Here is a 17,225-nt window from a genome sequence, read left to right on the forward strand (position 1 = left end):
TGGCATAGCAGTACAGACAGGGGGGGCCGGCTCCCTTTTTAATCGCCTGATGTAAAGCAGGTGAAGATGTCCAGAATAAACTCCAGGAGCCCTCCCAGAAAGCACCCGGAGTTGTCATCCAGGGGCTTATGCGGTCTGCGTCTTTTTTTCTGATCCCTTTCCGTACAGTTCATGGAGTCTGTTCCTCCCCTCATTTCCTTTGTAGTGTTTCTGCAGGAGAGTCCGGAGACAGAAAGTCTCAGGGTTCCTGTCCCTGCTTTATCTGTCAGCTAATTCCCGGCGGGTGGTGTTTTTTGCGGGGCCGGAGCTTCCTCCGTTTCGGCTGTGTTCTCCGGGGCCGGCCTGGTCATGCCTTCAATAACCGGGGCATGCAGTCTGAAGCCCAGAAGGTGGCTGATAATCTTCCGCAGGGGGTTCCCGTGGCAGTAGCTGTTGAATTCGGCGGCAGAATCATTGTAAAGCCGGATATTAAAGGCGATTTTGTCCTCCAGGGTTTTTAATTCCCCGGATATTTCGCAGAACGAGGCGGTATTTCTGAGGGCCGGATACCGAACCAGATGCTCATTAAGAACCGTCAGACGGTGCATCACGGTGTTTTCCCGGTTACGGAGCTCGCTGAAGGCTCCGGGATTCCGGAAGTCTCTTTTGAGGTGCTCCACTGCTACTCCGGCCCGGGAGCTTTCCCGTTCAATCTCCTTGAGAAGGCTGTTTTCCTCCGGGGCGTATTCCCGCACCTTTTCTGTCATGGCAGGGATAAGGGTGTAGCGTCTTTTGCTCTGGGCATAAATCTGGGAGAGATGGCTCAGGTATGCGGATTCCAGCCCCTGAAGCCGGGCTTTGACCTTTCTGGTATACCATAGCACCAGGAAGATAATGGCTACGGCCACGGGCAGGGAAATATAGAGATGATTAAACAGGGGCATGCGGCTCTCTCATGATGGGGATTCTGATAAAATCCGGAGTCTTTGCCCCGGGCTTGGCTGTTCGGGGACTCCGGCCGGCATCTTTTGCAAGATCGGGCTGTCAGGGTGCCGACAGGAGCATTATAGGGCTTTATTAATGCCCCCGGGTCCGGATATGGCAAAATTCTGAAGCTTTTCACAAAGTGAGCCGCAAGGAACCGGCAGTACCGGATATTCCCCGAAGCCGGGAAATACCGCCGCTGAGTTCGATAAAATGCCTTGCCGCATAAGGTCTTGAAGCTTGTACAGGCTGGCAGGATTACTTTAATAGTATCAGGTCTTTATTACCGGAAGACATCATGCCGCCTGCAATGCCGTTCTCCTGCGGTTTTTCCCGGCCATTGATCTTGCGGCCATAAACGCCTTTATTGATTGACACGGCAGAACTCTCTCTTCTTCAAAAGGATTTTTACAAAGCCTATATCACGGCACGGTATAACCTCATCTTCTCCCCGGCATACCAGATGCTTGCGGAGTCCTCGGGAAGAAGCGGCGTTTCCTGATCCTGGAAAGGGCATTTTCATAGCCCGGATATTTCGTCAGCTTTTTCAAATAGCACTTTGCTTCCAAAGATCCTGCGGTATAATTCCCGGCGAAATCGGCCAGACTTTGCCTCAGGGATATTTGCGGGGCAGGGGTGTCTCACTGCGTATCCTAAGCCCCCGTTTTAGCTGTCCCCATGAGTCCGGAATTTTCCGATAAAGAAAATATTAAGGCTTGGGGGTAGCCCTGATTTACTGATATGCCCATGGCTTAGTGCGTTTAATATGCAGGGTTGTTTCCTTTTGTGATGTTCAGAATTGCTGTTCGGTTTCTGGCTGTTTTCCTGACGGTTCAGGGCCTTCTGGTTACGCTTTCCGGAGCGGCGGCGGCCGCTCCCCGGCTTCAGGCCGGGGAGAACTCGGAAGAAACCAGCCCCGCTTCCGGCAGTACCCCCGGGGAACGCGAGCCCCGGCCGGAGCTCTCCGCTTCTCAGTTACAGCATACTCCATATCAGGATCTCCCCTCTGATTTCATAACGAAGTGGGAGGCTCTTCTCCACATCAGAAACGGCGTCAATGCTATTGAGTACAGTGATTTCTATCTCACCGGCCGGGGGAATGCCGTTATTGATCCCGAAAGAGAGCTCCGGGCTACGCTGGATTATTTCATTAGAGACCCGGAGGGATCCTGCCGTTACCCCGCCCGCTATTATCTTATCTATCATGATCTTCCGGACAGCCGGGACTGCCCGGATTTTGCGGAATACCGCCGCAATGTCTTTGTTTCGGAGGTGTCGCTGATCCTTGTTTATGAGGACAGCTCAGCCTTTGTGTCCTCCATGGGCCATACCGGGATTTCCATAGCGGGAGATAACGGCGCGGGAAGAACGGTGAAATACGCCGTAACCTTTATGGGGCAGCCCCGGGGGATTGCGGAGATGGTGTTTGAGCCGATGCCGGGGAACTATTTTCTGGCGCCCTTTGCCAAATTCCGGGATTCCTATATTGTCGGAGAAAACCGCTCCGTTAAGGAATACCGGCTTCGGACCACGGAGGAGGAACGGCTCTGGCTTTATCTCCACCTTTTTGAATTAAAGGATCAGAATGTCAGATACCGTTTTACCGTGAATAACTGCGCTAACGGCTCGGAACACCTCCTCCGGGTAATGAGCCGGGATCTTGAGGTGCCGGATTACGGGAGCTTTCTGACTCCGCTGGAATATCTGAGATACCTTAAGGACAGCGGGCTGGTCTCTGAAGAGGAGGCCTATTACACCAGAACGGATCAGTACTATGCGGATCTGGGGCGTCCGGTAAATCCCGAGGAGGCGCCGCCTCTGGTAAGACTGTCCGGAGGCTATGTCTGGTCATCCCTTTACGGGAGCGGCTTCTCTCTTAAACTCATGCCGTTCTTCCGGGAAGTAAGCGAGGATATCTCCGCTTCTCCTGTACTGGAAAACACTGACCTCTTATCGGTAACCCTGAGGAGCTACAGACTGCGGCCTTATATCAGCGAAATAAACTTCACCAATAAGTACCGTTATACGGATATTTTGTCCCCGGCCAGCCTGACTCCGGATCTTATGATCCGCTTTCACGGAGATGTTACTGCCGCCCACGCCGCTCTTTATCCGGATCTGGCCACGGGGCTGGGGGTTTCCGCCGGGAACGGAGGCCTGAGGCCGTTTTACTCCGTAAGAGCTGGTATGCAGATTGATTCCGGAGGTGTTAACCCATATATTCTGAACACCATGGGGGTTCTCTGTACCCATCCGGTTCTGGGCCGCTGGTCGCTTTCCTGGCGTTATGCGCTTTCGGATCACGAGGGCTACCGGGGTTACCGGAGCCGGGTGTCCGGCACGGGGTCAAAACGCCTCACGGACAATCTCTGGCTGGAGCTTTCCGGAAATTACTACCGGCTTTCTGACAATGACAGAAGAGACAAGGGGCGGCGGGGATCCCGAAGGGAGCTTCTGGAGCTTTCGGGAGGAGTAGCTCTGCGGTTTTAATCCGGAAAAGAGCGCCTTCTTTTGAAAATTCCCGGCAGCGCTATTACTCCGCTCCCGCAGCAGTAAAGACTCATCACGAGGGGAAGAAGGAGCACCCCGTTTTCCGAATCATCGGGAATACCGGGAATTGCCGGGGAAGTGTCAGGAAATCCCGGGCCGTGCCTTCTGTTATGCTCCGGGGGACAGGTTTTTAAGCGCTTAAGGGAAAGCCTGACTTTTTCGGAGATACCGGAGGCGGGAGGCCGGACTTCAGCGGCGGGGAGGAAGCCCGGAGGAGAAAATGCCGGAATTCCGGAAGCCTCAAAAAGTCAGGTCTGCAGTGAGCCGCCTTAATGATGAGCTGTGCTGATTAATAACTGATGCACGGCTGTTGACATAACAGAGGCACAGATGGGCAGGGTAATGATGCACAAAACCCCGGCAAAAGCATCTGCCACCGCGTTCGAGCCGCTTTCCCGGGGGGCGGGTTTCTCAGGAACTCTGGTAAGGTAAAGCCGGCAGTTTTTCCTGATGTCTGCTGCGCTCGCCGCTGCGCTGGAGTCCTGATGCGGCGTTATGGCGGGAACCGGACAGTATATTTTTGTCATGTCTAATTCCGGAAGCTCCCTGAGATTTGCAGCGCCGGCAAACATACCCGCCATACTCTGCGCCTCCGCGGTGTCAAGAACCGGCACCTCCGAGACGGAGCTCCCCCGGAACATTTCTGAAAAGTCTCTGACCCGGGCGGTATTATAGGCCGGTACGGTTCTGAGATTCCGGGTGCTTTTGAACATGCACTTCATATCGGTGACTTCGGAGGTATCAAGGTCCGGCGCTGAAACCCCGGAGGCGAAGGAGGCTTCTTCAAACATGCTGATGACTGAAGAAGGGCGGGTTTTCGGAGTAAAGCTGACTTCCCGGCGGAGATCTGCCTTTCTGAACATCTTATCAAGCCTGGCGGCGGCAGGGGCGTCAATGTTCAGGGGAGCATTAATTACCGCCCCCGCAAACATGCCGGTGAGATTCTCCGCTTTTCTGATATCCAGATCCGGGGAGACATTGATAACCGCATCGCTGAAAAAATGGGTGAGATCCAGGTTTTCGGAAACAACTTTGATTTTGCGGTTGATGACGCTCCCCTGAAACATCCTTCCCATGTATGCGAACTCACTGACCGCAAAACCCGGGAGCGGCGTTTCGATAACGCTTTTCGCAAACATCTCCGTCATGACTCTGACCCGGGAGGTGTCCATTTGCGGTAAGGGGGCTTCAATTCTTGCTCCGGCAAACATCCTTTCCATGCTGACGATCCGGGAGGTGTTAAGAGCTTTGGGGAGAGACTTCAGGGTACATCCCTCAAATAACCCGTAAAGAGAGGTAACCTCAGGAGCGAACTCTATGGCAAAGTCTGTCCTCTCGGTAACTCCGCAGATCCGCTGAAAGGGCGAATGATGAGCCTCCGAGCTGTCAAGATTGTAGGCGATGACGAGCTTTTTCAGGGTTCCCTTTTCAACGGAGCGGAGGAGCTCATTATCTGCGTCATTGATGCTGTGAAGCGTCTTTTGGGAAACGGTTGTCTGGGCCGCGTTTTCCATGCGGGCGGCTTTTTCGTAATCCACCATGAATATCCGGTCATTGGGGTACTTCCAGGCATTTCCTGAAATCCTGTCTGCGGAGGCCTGGGTCTTTGCTGTTAAGCTCCGGGGATCCGAAGGATTTACGGCAGGAGATGAACCGTTATTTTCGGAGGTGTCATATTCAAAGGCGCTTGGCTTTTTGTCGGAATGAGCGGAGACAGAACAGGATGAGACCGCTGTCAGCATGAGACCGGACAGGACCGCCAGGGCGAGTTTTTTAACAAGAGGTTTTCTGGTGATGCGTGAGTTAATTGTCATAATCGGTAATTCCTGAAACGGAGTTCTTTAAATGCCGGGTTAACTGCCCCGGCAGAGCTTTGCTGCCAGTATCTCCTGAATGCCCGGGAGAAAAAAAGGGCAAAGCGCAGAAGAGCGTAATGCGGTCAATGAGCATAATGACTGATATCGTATGCTACGGTGGAAACCAGCGGTGCGGCAGTGGTCGATCCCAGAACGCACAGCGGCAGGAGGAGCGCGCAGGGAAGGAATAACAGAATATTCGAGCCCGCGGAACTTTCCTGTTTGATGTTTTCTCCTTCATTTGGCATTTCGGTGAGGAGCTTTCGGCAGCTTTCCTTTTTGCTGTCTCCTGAGCCTTCAGATCCGCTGTCCCCGGGCTGAGAGGTTTCTTCACCGCATTTTACCCCGCTGAGATCAAAATCCGGAAGCTCTCTGATGTTCGGGGCTCCGGCCAGCATCGCCTCCATGTTTGTTGCCTGGGAGGTGCTGAAGAGCGGTATCTCCTTAACGCTGCTTTCCCGGAACATTTCTGAAAAGTCTCTGACCCTGGAGGTGTCGTAAAGAGGAACTCTTTCCAGATCCGCGGTATTCCGGAACATGGCCTGCATGCTGGTAACCCGCGAGGTATTAAGATTCGGTGCTCCCCGGGACATAAAGCTTGCCCCCGCGAACATGGCAGTCATTTTAACGGCATTTCCGGTATCCAGCTCCGGGAACGGGGTCTTTATCTCGGTCCGGGCGAACATCCGGCTCATATCGGTGATCCGGGAGGTGTCCAGATTTTTGGGGAGAGCGCTAAGTCGGCATCCTTCAAAAAGGCCGTAGAGAGAGGTAACCTCCTTCGCAAACACGATTTCAAAATCCATGCGATCCGTTACCTGGCAGATCCGGGCAAAGGGGGAGCGCTTTTCCGGCGCGGGGCCGAGGTCATAGGCAATTACCAGCTTTTTAAGGGTATGCTTTTCGATGGAGTAGAGGAGATCCTTTCCGGTGTCGTTAAAGCCGGTGAGAGTTTTTTCAGAAAGGGCGGCCGGTAGATTCCCCGCCCGGATCTCCCTGAAGTAGCCCAGCATAAAGTCCGTTTCGGAGTCTTTCATGTATTCCGGGGCTTTATTGTCAGATTTGCTCTGAGAGTCGCCTGCGGTATCGTATTGAAAGGCGCTTTTCTGGTTATGATAGTCTTTGGCGGAGGTAGAGCAGGAGCATAGGGCGGCCAGTATCAGACCGGACAGCAGTGCGAGAGACAGCTTTCGCAGAAATATTGGAACAGGCTTCATTTTGAATTGTTAAAACTTTGTTAAAAAGTAATAAAATTGTAAACAAACTTATGCCAAAAACCTTAGGCTGTCAATGCTTTTTGCTGTTTCGGAAAAGCGGCGCAAGCTATCAGCGTTTTGTTTTCGTTACTATTCATCAGCCTGCTTTCAGGTTTTATCTGTTGTACCGTATATGCCATAGATCACCTCTTTTGGGTGTCCAGTTTTTTGTTCGCCTCCCCTTTAACTCCGGGGACTTTTTTGGCCCCTTGCTTATCTAATGGGCGTGAAAGGGCGATTTTGACGAAACGAAAAGAAAAAAAATTTTCCGAAGGCCGAGAAGCGAACAAAATGAGGGGGAGTCTGAAAAGGTCAGGGAATCAGCAACATGAATTCCAGAGAGCGATCTGGTGAAGCGTATATATTTTTGGTGGCTTATGGAAAATTTATGCTTTAATCCATATCAAAGAGTAAGATGCCGGCGGTTGACGATCAAGCAGGTTGTGGGATAATGACGATGACAGAGCCTTTCTGCGCTTAAATCACTCTGTGAACAGCAGACCAGAGAAAGGCCTTTTCAGAGGTGATGGTCAGATTCAAAGGTGGAACGGTATTTTGAAGTATATTGGTATCGGAACTGAATTTTTTCATGAACTTATTGAAAATGACTGCTATTACGTAGATAAGACTCCGCTCATCAGAACCGTGTTTAAGGAATCAGCTACCAATGCCTTTCTCATTATGAGACCAAGACGTTTCGGCAAAACCCTAACCATGTCTACCTTCTATGACTTTCTGTCTCTGAATACCGACAATCCCGGCGATGTATCACTTCAGGAAAAATGGTTCAAAGACACCAAAATCTTTGAGGATAAGGAATTCTGCAGCAAGTACATGGGGAAGTTTCCGGTAATCTTTATTTCCCTGAAGGCAGTTTCCGGTAATGATTTTATCGGAGCCTATGAACAGTTTGGCAGTATTATTTTCAATCTGTACAATTCTTTCAATTATTTGGCAGACAGTCCAAAACTCAGCGATACGGAAATCAGAACTTTTAAAGACGTGGCTGATAATGAGGATTATATCTGTGATATCAAAAACAAAAACAAAATTAAGAATTCATTAAGCAATCTGCTGATGTTTCTTAGCAAGCATCACGGCATTAATCCGATCCTGCTTATTGATGAATATGACGTTCCGATTGCCAAAGCGGCCCATAACGGCTACTACAAGGAAATGATTGACATCATAAGTCCGTTCTTAAGCAATGCCTTAAAAACAAATACGTATTTGGACAGAGCCGTGCTTACCGGCTGTTTAAGAGCAGCCAAGGAAAGCATTTTTACCGGGCTCAATAATCTTCTGGTCTGCTCGGTTCTTGATGCCGGAAAAAAGGATATTTCAGAGGGAATAGGGTTTACCAAGGAGGAAACCCAGAAAGTTCTTTCATACTACGGACTTTCAGACTATTACGAAGATGTGAAAAACAATTATGACGGGTACCATTTTGGAACCACTCATATGTACTGCCCGTGGGATGTCATGAACTTCTGTGATGACAACTACAGAAAACTGAGTAAAGACAGAAATCTCATTCAGACCGGCGACTACTGGATAAATACCAGCGGTAACGATGTTATCGAAGAATTTATGGGTTTTATAGAGCCGGATGACGTTGACAAGATGCAAAGCCTTCTGGACGGGGAATCCATTACCGCGGAGGTAAGAGCGGCGCTGTGCTACGGAGATTTAGAGAAACACGACATCAATGATTTCTGGACTCTGCTGCTTTATACCGGCTATCTCACCTTTGATCCGCAGTACAGATCCGCTAACAAACATGAGTGCCGGCTGTATATTCCGAATGAGGAAATCAGGGATTGCTTCAAGTCGAAAATCATGGATTTCTATAAAAATGACAGCGTTATGAGGAATAGCATCGGTAATCTGATAAAAGGATTTTTCTCGGGGGACGCCGGATCTGTCGAGGACTGCCTTAACGAGCTTCTGGCCAAATATGTGTCCATAAGAGACTTCTCCGTCAATGCTCCGAAGGAAAACTATTACCACGGCTTCATGAACGGATTACTGGCAAACGGCACATCGCTCATTGAAGAGCAGAAATCCAATTTTGAGTCAGGAAACGGCTATATCGATTTGATAATCAAGTCTCTGAAGAACAGAGGCGTTATCGTAATTCTGGAACTTAAACAGACTGCTGATGAAAATGAAGACAAGTTTCTGATTGCCGAGGATGCCATCGCTCAGATAGTCAGAAAGAAATATGCCGACCCGTATGTCAAAAGAAAGGATATTAAAGCAGTTCATTCCTACGGCATCTGTTTCTGTAAAAAGGAATGTACTGTTGCGGGCAAAAAACTGAAATAAAATGTTCAGCCATGGCAACTGAATCAAAGACAACTTGACCGGCAAAAGACCGACCAAGCTGCCGACTGATTCAGTCCTTTTTGTAAAATTCCGTAACGTATCCCGCAGCTTGCAGGATTAGCCCTTTTGCCCATGACAGTGTACGTCCCATCTCTTCGCACAATGCCTCCAGACTTACCCGCGGATCTGCCTCGATAACCAGCTCGTCATGTATGTGCATCACGATGCTGCAATGCCGTAAGGTCTGCATGGCATAGCAGAGAATGTCCCTTGAGATGGCCTGGACGATGTTCTCCACTAATTTGGGGCCGTAGCTCTCAATGCGTTCCCACCTCTTGGCGGTTCCCACTCCTTCGTAGGTAACACTCTCCCCGCCGAACTGGTTCATGCCGATGCGAGGCTTCACGTAGGCAAGATTTCTGCCGGAAGGCAAAGTGATGAAGAGCATGCTGATTCTGCAGGTAAATGCAAGCTCGTGGGTTTCAGCGGTGGTGCGTTCAGTGATGGCCTTCATAACAGCATGGTCTACTGCCCACCAGAACTTCACGATATTGGGATTGGAGTTCCGCCAGGCGGTAACCAGGGGCTGCAGTTCCTTCTCCTTAAGCCCCATCTCAAGAGCCCCCATGGCTGTTAAAGCGCCGGTTCCGCCTTCGTATCCGCAGTTGTGGATAAGGTGTCCTGACACTGAAAACCGGTACCTGGGCCCGGCATTGAGGATGTCGTAAACAGGCATAACCCCGCAGCAGCGGAAAGGAGCAGAGGAAGCCCGGGATCTGCCAACCCGGACGAGGGGCAGATTGTCGTATGCGGCATCACCGAAAAGCATTGGCTCAGTACGCCCTTTGACATACACCGGATGATCTCCGGTGGCGGTGAGACCATCGTAGCTGATGACTTCCTTCAGTCCCCGGAATAGCAGCCCTTCGTGATGCACCCAGGATTCGCCGTCCCAGAGCAGATCATCAGGACAGATTTTCTCAATCGGAACCATGCCTCTCTTGGTATGAACCAGTTCCCCGGCGGCGATACAGCTAAATTCCGCTATCTTGCCTTTCTGCCTTAAGTGCCCGTTCACGCCATGCTTTTCTACCGGAACCTTGAACATCTGGCTCGCGCTCATGCAGTAGATATCGCCGCCGTTTCTGAAGAGCTCCATGCGCCATTTCTCCCGGAAAGCCAGGCAATCATCCGGGCTTCAATGGCTGAAAAGTCCGCTACATAAAAGAGCTTTCCCTGCGGCGGGATAAAGGCCGTGCGCACGAGCTGAGACAATGTATCCGGCACATCCTCATAAAGCATGGAGACCGCGTCCTAATCCCCGGAACGGACGAGAGCGCGGGCCTGGTCTAAATCACTCATACTGTTCCGGCAAAGATTCTGCAATTGGATATTTTTGCTGGAAAATTTGAACATCTCCCACTTGTCGGGAGCGTGCCGAGGAAGATTGCGGGTTCAGCCGCCGTTGCTCTGGGTAGGAGCGCAGGGCTTACAGAAGTAGCGGATGAGATCCTTTCCCTCGGTGAGCTTCTGCTTCTCAAGCCCCAGTACCGCGCCGACGCCCTTCAAGAGACTGGGGGAGTCCCAGTGTTGCCGCCCACACCATGTCGCAGCGCCAGCCTTCCGGGTTGAGATAGGTACCTGAAGGAAGTCCGAGATACCGGGAAAGACAGATTCTCTCAAAGGACGCGTTGTAGCTGTGTTTGATGACCTTCTCGTCGGTGAGCGCCTTAAGAACCGGCACTTTCTCCCGTATCAAAATCTACATAGGCTCCGAAATCCCTATGCTGAGTACGATACAAAGTCTTGCCGCATAAGGCTTTGAAGCTTGTACAGGCTGGCAGGATTACTTCTGCACTTCGGGCTTGTCGGGTACGGAACAATCACATATAAAACTTCAATTCCCTCTTCATAACATACATTTTCATGCACCTTGGCAAGCGGTTGGTGAACAGATGAACGAGGCGCCTATGAAACTACAACTCCTTCCGCCAGCATTATCAGAATCAATTCAACAATCCTTCAATATCCAGTAATACCAGAGTTCTCTGAATTTTGTTCTAACTGAATATTCCTCGCTTCTGTCTTTCCGGCCTTGATATTTTGCCATAATATTTTGGCAACTGACAAAATGAAGCACTACATTTCTCTTGAACGATTACATATCAATCCCTTTGATCGTAGTTTTTCCGGCTTTTTCTGTTTTCTGGCGGGATGTTCAGGATGGCAGCATTCTGTTGCCGTCAAAATTATGACCAGTGTTATTTGAGATAAGTTGGGGTCTTCTTGAGTGCTGAAGCATCCAGGATGCACCGTTAAAATCAACGGCAGCACAATTGATTTTCGGAGATTATGGTGATTGGCATGATTCTTTCATAAATAATGATGTGGGTGAGAATCCCAGGATTATAACGATCTGCCGAAGCAGTGCGAAGCCAGAAAAGCATACACGGAATAGCGGACTCGTAACGAAATGATAGCTCAAGAGATTTAATAATGGCCTTGTATGTAAATACCAACGTTTCATCGCTGAACGCGTGCCGTAATCTTGCAAACGCCACAGGCTCTTTGGATACCGTTTTTAAGCGTCTGGCCTCTGGTCTCAGAATAAATAGTGCCAGGGACGATGCCGCCGGTCTTCAGATTTCGGATCGGCTCACTTCTCAGATTAACGGCCTCAACCAGGGAAACCGTAATGCCCAGGATGGCATTTCCTTCTGTCAGACAGCCGAGGGGGCTCTGGATGAAATGACCAACATGTATCAGCGTATCCGCACGCTGGCCATTCAGTCAGCAAACGGCACCAATTCCGCTGCGGATCGCAAGGCTATTCAGCAGGAGGTCAGTCAGCTTTGCGAGGAAATCACCCGAATCGGAAACGATACTACCTTTGGCGGCACTCATATTCTTGATCAGTCTCTTACCGCTCCTACCGAATTCCAAGTTGGAGCCGATGCCAATGAGACCGTCAGCATCGATCTTACATCAGGGTTCAGAGTTGATGATGTTTTTCAGAAGCTGTACAACGAAGCAGATTCTGCAGAGAGAACCAGTCTTTTGAAAGCAGGTTTTGGTACCGGATTCGAGGTAGACTGGAATGGCGATTCACCGGCTTTTGACGTGGAGCTAGATCCTTCAGCGCCATCAGGTGAATACAACATCAGAGTGGTTAACCAACTGGAACCGACAACGGTGCTTAAACATAATTCATCATTCGATCGGACGGTTACAGATAGTGACGGAAACCAGGTAGTTATTTTGGCTGAAGAAATGACATTTGGTGCTGGTACATTGACGTTTTCGTATGGTTCGGGATCCAACGCTGGGAGTTTTACTATACAGGTGGATAATGGTGATACGATGGAGGATATCCGTAACAAATGTAGGGCTTTACGGAGATCGGGTATAATTCCAATTGAGTGGACAACAGGACATACTGGGACAAGTCGTCATTCACAGATAATATTTAACTCGTTGAGAGGTGATATCAATCGTCCCCTATCAGTCACTTCTACCGGTGATGAAGCACTAAAGGCTTTTGAATTTAATGTTGGGCCTGATTCTGATGTTCATTACAGAGATTATGATTGGAGTATTATGCAAGTCGGACGAGATGCTGTTATTGATATAGACGGTGAAAGATTTTCCAGCGATAGCGGTAACACTATTTACGATCCCTCAAGAGGTCTGCATATCACCGGAAAGCGTGTTTCAGGTCCCTACAGACTTACGGTGGGAGCGGCCACGCCTTTTTCAGTGGAAACCGCCACCGATGCCCAAAACACTCTGGCAGTTGTGGACAAGTTCATTGCTGTCATTGACAGTAAAAGGGCGGAACTGGGGGCGGTACAGAACCGTCTGGAATCCGCCATCAGAAATCAGACCAATGTTTCTGAAAACGTCTCCGCAGCCAGAAGCCGCATCCGCGATGCTGACTTTGCCACCGAGACCGCGGCCATGATTCAGAAGAATATTCTTCAGCAGGCCTCCCGGAGCATTCTGAGCCAGGCAAACCAGAGACCTCAGATTGTGCTGTCCTTGCTCCAGTCTTAACAGAAAAATCATCTGGAACTCTTTTACCAGGGAATCTCTCACAGAATTTTTGATCAGCAGATTTGCCTTCAAAAAGAATCTCCTTTCTTTACCCATCAATCTCAGATCCGTTCTTGAACCGGAAAACCAGTCTCCCGTCAGCGTATGCGGTGGCATAGTCCAGAAGGGCGCACCAGAGGTTTTCGCTGAACTCCGTAACCCGTGTGTTCTGCCCTCTGAGATTTCTGATGAACTGCTCCATGGCTCCCCGGCGCTCACGCATGTTCTGGATCTTCTTGTCCGCGGCATTCTTCTTCGCCTCGGTCTCATTGAACTTCTGGCTCAGCTCTTCAAAGCGGCTCTTGTACAGAGTCTGATCCTGCGGCACGGTGGCGTTCAGGTGAATCATATGCTGCAGCATGCCGTTAAGGTTTTCCATTTCGGAGAGCAGCTCGTCCCGTTTCTGCTCCAGCTCCGAAACATCCAGCGTTTTGAGCAGAGCTTCCTCGCAGGCTCTGATGGCGCTGTCGCTCCCGTCCAGCAGCTTGTTAAGCGCCCGGGTAAAACGCTCCCGGATATCCTTCTCCTCCAGAAACGGTGCGATGCAGACCTTGCCCTTGATTTTGTACTTCTGATTGCACCGCCATACCATCCGGCGGTATTTGTCGTTGGAATGCCAGATCTTGTTGCCGTACCAGCCGCCGCATTCTCCGCATCTGATCTTGTGAGACAGGATATGAATGCCGCTGTGCCGGTTGTTTTCCGCCGTGCGCCGGGCAATCTCGGTCTGCACCATGTCAAAGGTTCCCGGATCGATAATGGCCTCATGGTTGTTCTCCACATAATACTGCGGCACTTCGCCCTGGTTAACCTTCATCTTCTTGGTCAGGAAATCCTCGCAGAACGTCTTCTGGAGAAGGGCGTCGCCTTTGTACTTCTCGTTGGTGAGGATGCTCAGCACCGAGGGAGCGCTCCATTTATCGCACCCGGCGGGAGTCTTGATTTTCTCCTCCGTCAGTTTTTTAGCAATTTTGTAAGGCGTCATGCCTTTCAGGAACAGACCGTAGATCCGCTTTACGGTTTTTGCCTGTTCCCTGTTAACCACCGGATTGCCGTCGGGGCCTTTGTCATAGCCTAAAAAATGCTTGTAGGGGATCGTGACTTTCCCGTCGGCGAATCTCTTCCGATGTCCCCAGGTGCAGTTCTCGGAAATGCTCCGGCTCTCCTCCTGAGCCAGAGAGGACATGATGGTAAGCAGCACCTCGCCCTTGGCATCAAATGTCCAGATATTCTCCTTCTCGAAGTACACCTCCGTGCCGTTTTCCTTAAGCTGTCTGATGGTGGTGAGGCTGTCCACCGTGTTGCGGGCAAACCGGCTCACCGACTTTGTGACGATAAGGTCGATCTTCCCGGCGAGGGCATCAGCGATCATGCTCTTGAAGCCTTCCCGGTGTTTGGTGCTGGTGCCGGTGATGCCCTCATCGGTGTACACGTTCACAAACTTCCAGTCATCGCGGCTCTTGATGTAATTGGTGTAGTAGTCCACCTGAGCCGTGTAGCTGGAGAACTGATCGTCGTGATCCGTGGATACCCGGGCGTAGCCTGCCACCTTGCGTTTACGGAGAGAGGCGATAGGGGCCGAGGTGAATCGTCCCAGGGTGGCCGGGATGGTCTGAACCTTCTTAGTCTTGACTGCTGCTGTCTGGGGTGTCATGATTTTCTGTCTCCTTCTTAAGTCTGCGTTTAACCCAGCTTGCTTTGATTTTTGCTATGAACTGCTCCCGCTGCTCTTCGGTCATGCTGCGGCTGTGAGCTCTTCTTCTGGCGGTATATGCGGTTTCCTCGGTATGCCCGTCCGCAAAGAAGAACCGCAATCTCCCGTTTTCCTCCATCTCAACATGGTCGATCCGGCTCTTGAAGGCTTCGCTGTCGAACTCGGGAAGCCCCATTATCCGGGCTGAGATCTCCCGGAGTTCGCTTTCCCGGACGCTGGCAATGCCGCAGCGGGAGCCGCATTTCCACAGCGGCGGGCCGCCGTGATTGGCGCATCGGATAACAGAGCCGCCGCACCGTCCGCATTTGATCCGGGTGGTGAATGCCGAAAACCGTCCCGTCCCCCGGGCCATGAAGTTCCGCATCCTCTCTCTCAGCCGGCCCTTATGCTCATCCGTCCAGCATTCCTTTTTGGCGTTGGACTTCCACTCTCTGGCGGTCTCGGCGCCGTCGGTCAGACGGAAGACAAGGAGACCGTGAGAGGGGACGGTGATGCCCTGAACCCGTTCCGCAAAGATTTTCTCGTCAAACTCATCAAGCCCGAGAACTTCATCGGAAATCTGCTTCAGTATCTTTTCGGGAATGTCCTTCGCCGCGCAGAGCCCCGAGCGGATCCTGCGGGAGCCGCACCTCTAGGTAACATAACCATCGGTGTAGGTCGTGGTAAACTTGGGCCGGTTGCTCCTCAGATTCCGCATATAGCTTTTGCCGCAGAGCCCGCACTTGATCTTTCCCGTAAAGCAGGTGATGTTCAGGCTCTTATTGGCCAGTACCCCGAGTTCCCGCCGTCTGGCGATCTCTTCCTGCACAAACTGAAAGGTCTTCATGTCTATGATGGCCTCGTGGTTGTTTTCCACATAGTATTGCGGGAGATGGCCCTTGTTCTTCCGGCGTTTTTTAGTAATGGGATCTTCGATGAATTCCTTCTGCAGAAGCAGGTTCCCCGTATAGGTGATGTTGGTGAGCACGCCTCCGATGTTCGAGTCTACCCACGGACAGCCGTTACGGGTTTTAATGCCCTCCGCAGCGAATTCCTTCTCCGTGTCCAGGCGGGATTTGCCGTCAAGGAAGTTCTGAAAGATCCTCTTAACGATTGCCGCCTCTTCGGGAACCGGCACCAGTTCATCTCCCTCCCAGCGGTAGCCGTACACCCGGAATTTGCCGTTGGGCATTCCCTGTTCAAAGCGCTTTCTTGTGCCCCATTTCACATTCTCGGAAATGCTCCGGCTCTCATCCTGGGCGAAGGAGGCCAGCAGGGTAAGCATGAGCTCGCTGTCGCCGGACAGCGACCGAATGCTTTCTTTCTCGAACTGCACCTCGATGCCAAGCTCCTTCAGCCGGCGCACTGTTTTGAGGAGATCCACCGTATTGCGGGCAAATCTGCTGATGGATTTGGTGAGGATAATGTCGATCCTCCCGGCCTCGCAGTCGGCCAGCATTCGCTGAAACTCGGCTCGGCGTTCCGCGCTGGTGCCGGAGACGAATCTGTCCGCGTAAACTCCGGCAAACTCCCATTCCGGATTCTTCTGGATAAGCCCGCTGTAATAGCTTATCTGGGCGGAAAGGGAATGGGCCAGACGATCCGATTCCATGGAGACCCGGGCATAGGCCGCCACCCGTTTTCGCTTCGGAGGGGCCTTCGCCCCCGCGCTGATTCTCCTGACTGTTTTCATAACCGTACCTCGTATCTGATACCCGTATTACTCGCTCTAATCCTCCGGCTTATCAAGTGATACGGTGATAAGTTTTCCGATAAGAGGGGCGAAGGCCGCAATAAGAAGATCGTCGATCTTTCTGAACTCGGTCTTGGTTATTAAGCCCTGTTTCATAAGGGATTCGGCAAGCTGGCGGGCGGCCAGGTAGTTAAGCTCGGACTCAAACTGCTTCGGCGACATAGGTTACTCCTTCATAACGATGTTTGATGTAGCAGGCGTGGGCGCAGAATTTCTTCACTTTGGAGCCGTACCAGGTGAACTCCTTCCCGCAGCACAGGCACTTCACGGTGTGGGGATTGCGGCGCTTCACCTGATCCAGGTGCGAGTTCCACCAGGTTACCCGGCATTCATCAGAGCAGAAGATGCGGGGCTTAATCTTCTCCCGCTGAATAACCTGCTTTCCGCAGCACTTGCAGAAGGTCGGGAGAACCATGGGCTTGTCTGCCTGAAAAGCCTCCTTGCGGTTACCGCCAAGGCCGCATCTTTGGCAGTAGCTTCTGACGGCGCCAAGGGTAAGTTCCAGAATCCTGGAGATGGCTACATAGCTGAAATTCTGCTCACGCAGAACGCGAATTGAGATTTTTTGCTGTTCGGTCATAAATGAACCCTCCTGGTTATCTAATGGGCGTCAAACTGGTGTTTTGACGAAGCACATAGAAAAATAGTATTAGGTCTTAAACCGTCTTTTTAAGGCTTCAGGGATTCTTGACAAAAGTGCTGGTGAATCCGTACCATATCGCACACAAAAATCG

13 protein-coding genes and 2 pseudogenes are annotated in these 17,225 nt (G+C 51.2%); 4 read left to right on the forward strand and 11 right to left on the reverse strand.

Annotation, left to right across the window (positions count from 1 at the left end):
- Nucleotides 1-38: 38 nt before the first annotated feature.
- Together F557_RS23540 and F557_RS0115655 are read right to left on the reverse strand one after the other, a co-directional pair.
- Entirely contained in the window at nucleotides 39-173 is a 135-nt protein-coding gene (locus tag F557_RS23540; protein WP_019003154.1) for a hypothetical protein, read from the reverse strand.
- A 96-nt stretch (nucleotides 174-269) separates the two neighbouring features.
- Nucleotides 270-923 (reverse strand): LemA family protein, encoded by a 654-nt coding sequence (locus tag F557_RS0115655; protein WP_019003155.1) that lies wholly within the window; start codon nucleotides 921-923, stop codon nucleotides 270-272.
- Between the two features lie 829 nt (nucleotides 924-1,752).
- Here F557_RS0115655 and F557_RS0115665 point away from each other — a divergent pair.
- Complete coding sequence (locus tag F557_RS0115665; RefSeq protein ID WP_019003157.1) at nucleotides 1,753-3,453, forward strand: lipoprotein N-acyltransferase Lnb domain-containing protein; 1,701 nt, start codon at nucleotides 1,753-1,755, stop codon at nucleotides 3,451-3,453.
- Nucleotides 3,454-3,782: 329 nt separating this feature from the next.
- On the opposite strand, the gene F557_RS0115675 is transcribed toward F557_RS0115665, so the two are convergent.
- Together F557_RS0115675 and F557_RS0115685 are read right to left on the reverse strand one after the other, a co-directional pair.
- On the reverse strand, nucleotides 3,783-5,327 hold the full coding sequence (locus F557_RS0115675; protein WP_019003159.1) for a BspA family leucine-rich repeat surface protein: 1,545 nt from the start codon (nucleotides 5,325-5,327) through the stop codon (nucleotides 3,783-3,785).
- A 125-nt stretch (nucleotides 5,328-5,452) separates the two neighbouring features.
- Nucleotides 5,453-6,586, reverse strand: a complete 1,134-nt coding sequence (locus F557_RS0115685) for a BspA family leucine-rich repeat surface protein (protein ID WP_019003161.1) — start codon at nucleotides 6,584-6,586, stop codon at nucleotides 5,453-5,455.
- A 591-nt stretch (nucleotides 6,587-7,177) separates the two neighbouring features.
- Between F557_RS0115685 and F557_RS20450 the strand changes: the two genes are divergently transcribed.
- Nucleotides 7,178-8,953, forward strand: a complete 1,776-nt coding sequence (locus F557_RS20450) for an AAA family ATPase (protein ID WP_084761684.1) — start codon at nucleotides 7,178-7,180, stop codon at nucleotides 8,951-8,953.
- Between the two features lie 70 nt (nucleotides 8,954-9,023).
- On the opposite strand, the gene F557_RS23375 is transcribed toward F557_RS20450, so the two are convergent.
- Entirely contained in the window at nucleotides 9,024-10,112 is a 1,089-nt protein-coding gene (locus F557_RS23375) for a hypothetical protein (RefSeq protein ID WP_019003163.1), read from the reverse strand.
- A gap of 378 nt (nucleotides 10,113-10,490) precedes the next feature.
- Nucleotides 10,491-10,697, reverse strand: coding sequence for a hypothetical protein (locus tag F557_RS23120; RefSeq protein WP_026297966.1), 207 nt, complete (start codon nucleotides 10,695-10,697; stop codon nucleotides 10,491-10,493).
- A 752-nt stretch (nucleotides 10,698-11,449) separates the two neighbouring features.
- Between F557_RS23120 and F557_RS23380 the strand changes: the two are divergent.
- Together F557_RS23380 and F557_RS23385 are read left to right on the forward strand one after the other, a co-directional pair.
- Nucleotides 11,450-11,860: pseudogene (locus tag F557_RS23380) on the forward strand (flagellin N-terminal helical domain-containing protein); the annotation flags it as partial.
- A gap of 885 nt (nucleotides 11,861-12,745) precedes the next feature.
- Nucleotides 12,746-13,006: pseudogene (locus F557_RS23385) on the forward strand (flagellin); the annotation flags it as partial.
- An 88-nt stretch (nucleotides 13,007-13,094) separates the two neighbouring features.
- On the opposite strand, the gene F557_RS0115715 reads toward F557_RS23385, so the two are convergent.
- From F557_RS0115715 to F557_RS0115730, 5 genes are all read right to left on the reverse strand, one after another.
- Nucleotides 13,095-14,699, reverse strand: coding sequence for a recombinase family protein (locus tag F557_RS0115715; protein ID WP_019003165.1), 1,605 nt, complete (start codon nucleotides 14,697-14,699; stop codon nucleotides 13,095-13,097).
- Nucleotides 14,668-15,111: a recombinase zinc ribbon domain-containing protein gene (locus F557_RS23125; RefSeq protein ID WP_211209598.1), complete on the reverse strand. Its 444-nt coding sequence runs from the start codon at nucleotides 15,109-15,111 to the stop codon at nucleotides 14,668-14,670. The genes F557_RS0115715 and F557_RS23125 overlap by 32 nt, the downstream gene beginning before the upstream one ends.
- Nucleotides 15,112-15,390: 279 nt before the next feature.
- Complete coding sequence (locus F557_RS23130) at nucleotides 15,391-16,431, reverse strand: recombinase family protein (RefSeq protein ID WP_019003167.1); 1,041 nt, start codon at nucleotides 16,429-16,431, stop codon at nucleotides 15,391-15,393.
- A gap of 36 nt (nucleotides 16,432-16,467) precedes the next feature.
- Nucleotides 16,468-16,653, reverse strand: a complete 186-nt coding sequence (locus F557_RS0115725) for an SHOCT domain-containing protein (RefSeq protein WP_019003168.1) — start codon at nucleotides 16,651-16,653, stop codon at nucleotides 16,468-16,470.
- Complete coding sequence (locus F557_RS0115730; RefSeq protein WP_019003169.1) at nucleotides 16,634-17,071, reverse strand: hypothetical protein; 438 nt, start codon at nucleotides 17,069-17,071, stop codon at nucleotides 16,634-16,636. The genes F557_RS0115725 and F557_RS0115730 overlap by 20 nt, the downstream gene beginning before the upstream one ends.
- Nucleotides 17,072-17,225 lie beyond the last annotated feature (154 nt).

Source organism: Succinimonas amylolytica DSM 2873, from assembly GCF_000378405.1.
GTDB classification, from domain to species: domain Bacteria; phylum Pseudomonadota; class Gammaproteobacteria; order Enterobacterales; family Succinivibrionaceae; genus Succinimonas; species Succinimonas amylolytica.

Coding starts and splice junctions, on each gene's coding strand:
- F557_RS23540 (WP_019003154.1), bottom strand. CDS start 173: ATGAACTGTACGGAAAGGGATCAGAAAAAAAGACGCAGACCGCATAAG.
- F557_RS0115655 (WP_019003155.1), bottom strand. CDS start 923: ATGCCCCTGTTTAATCATCTCTATATTTCCCTGCCCGTGGCCGTAGCC.
- F557_RS0115665 (WP_019003157.1), top strand. CDS start 1,753: ATGTTCAGAATTGCTGTTCGGTTTCTGGCTGTTTTCCTGACGGTTCAG.
- F557_RS0115675 (WP_019003159.1), bottom strand. CDS start 5,327: ATGACAATTAACTCACGCATCACCAGAAAACCTCTTGTTAAAAAACTC.
- F557_RS0115685 (WP_019003161.1), bottom strand. CDS start 6,586: ATGAAGCCTGTTCCAATATTTCTGCGAAAGCTGTCTCTCGCACTGCTG.
- F557_RS23375 (WP_019003163.1), bottom strand. CDS start 10,112: ATGGAGCTCTTCAGAAACGGCGGCGATATCTACTGCATGAGCGCGAGC.
- F557_RS0115715 (WP_019003165.1), bottom strand. CDS start 14,699: ATGACACCCCAGACAGCAGCAGTCAAGACTAAGAAGGTTCAGACCATC.
- F557_RS23125 (WP_211209598.1), bottom strand. CDS start 15,111: ATGGCCCGGGGGACGGGACGGTTTTCGGCATTCACCACCCGGATCAAA.
- F557_RS23130 (WP_019003167.1), bottom strand. CDS start 16,431: ATGAAAACAGTCAGGAGAATCAGCGCGGGGGCGAAGGCCCCTCCGAAG.
- F557_RS0115725 (WP_019003168.1), bottom strand. CDS start 16,653: ATGTCGCCGAAGCAGTTTGAGTCCGAGCTTAACTACCTGGCCGCCCGC.
- F557_RS0115730 (WP_019003169.1), bottom strand. CDS start 17,071: ATGACCGAACAGCAAAAAATCTCAATTCGCGTTCTGCGTGAGCAGAAT.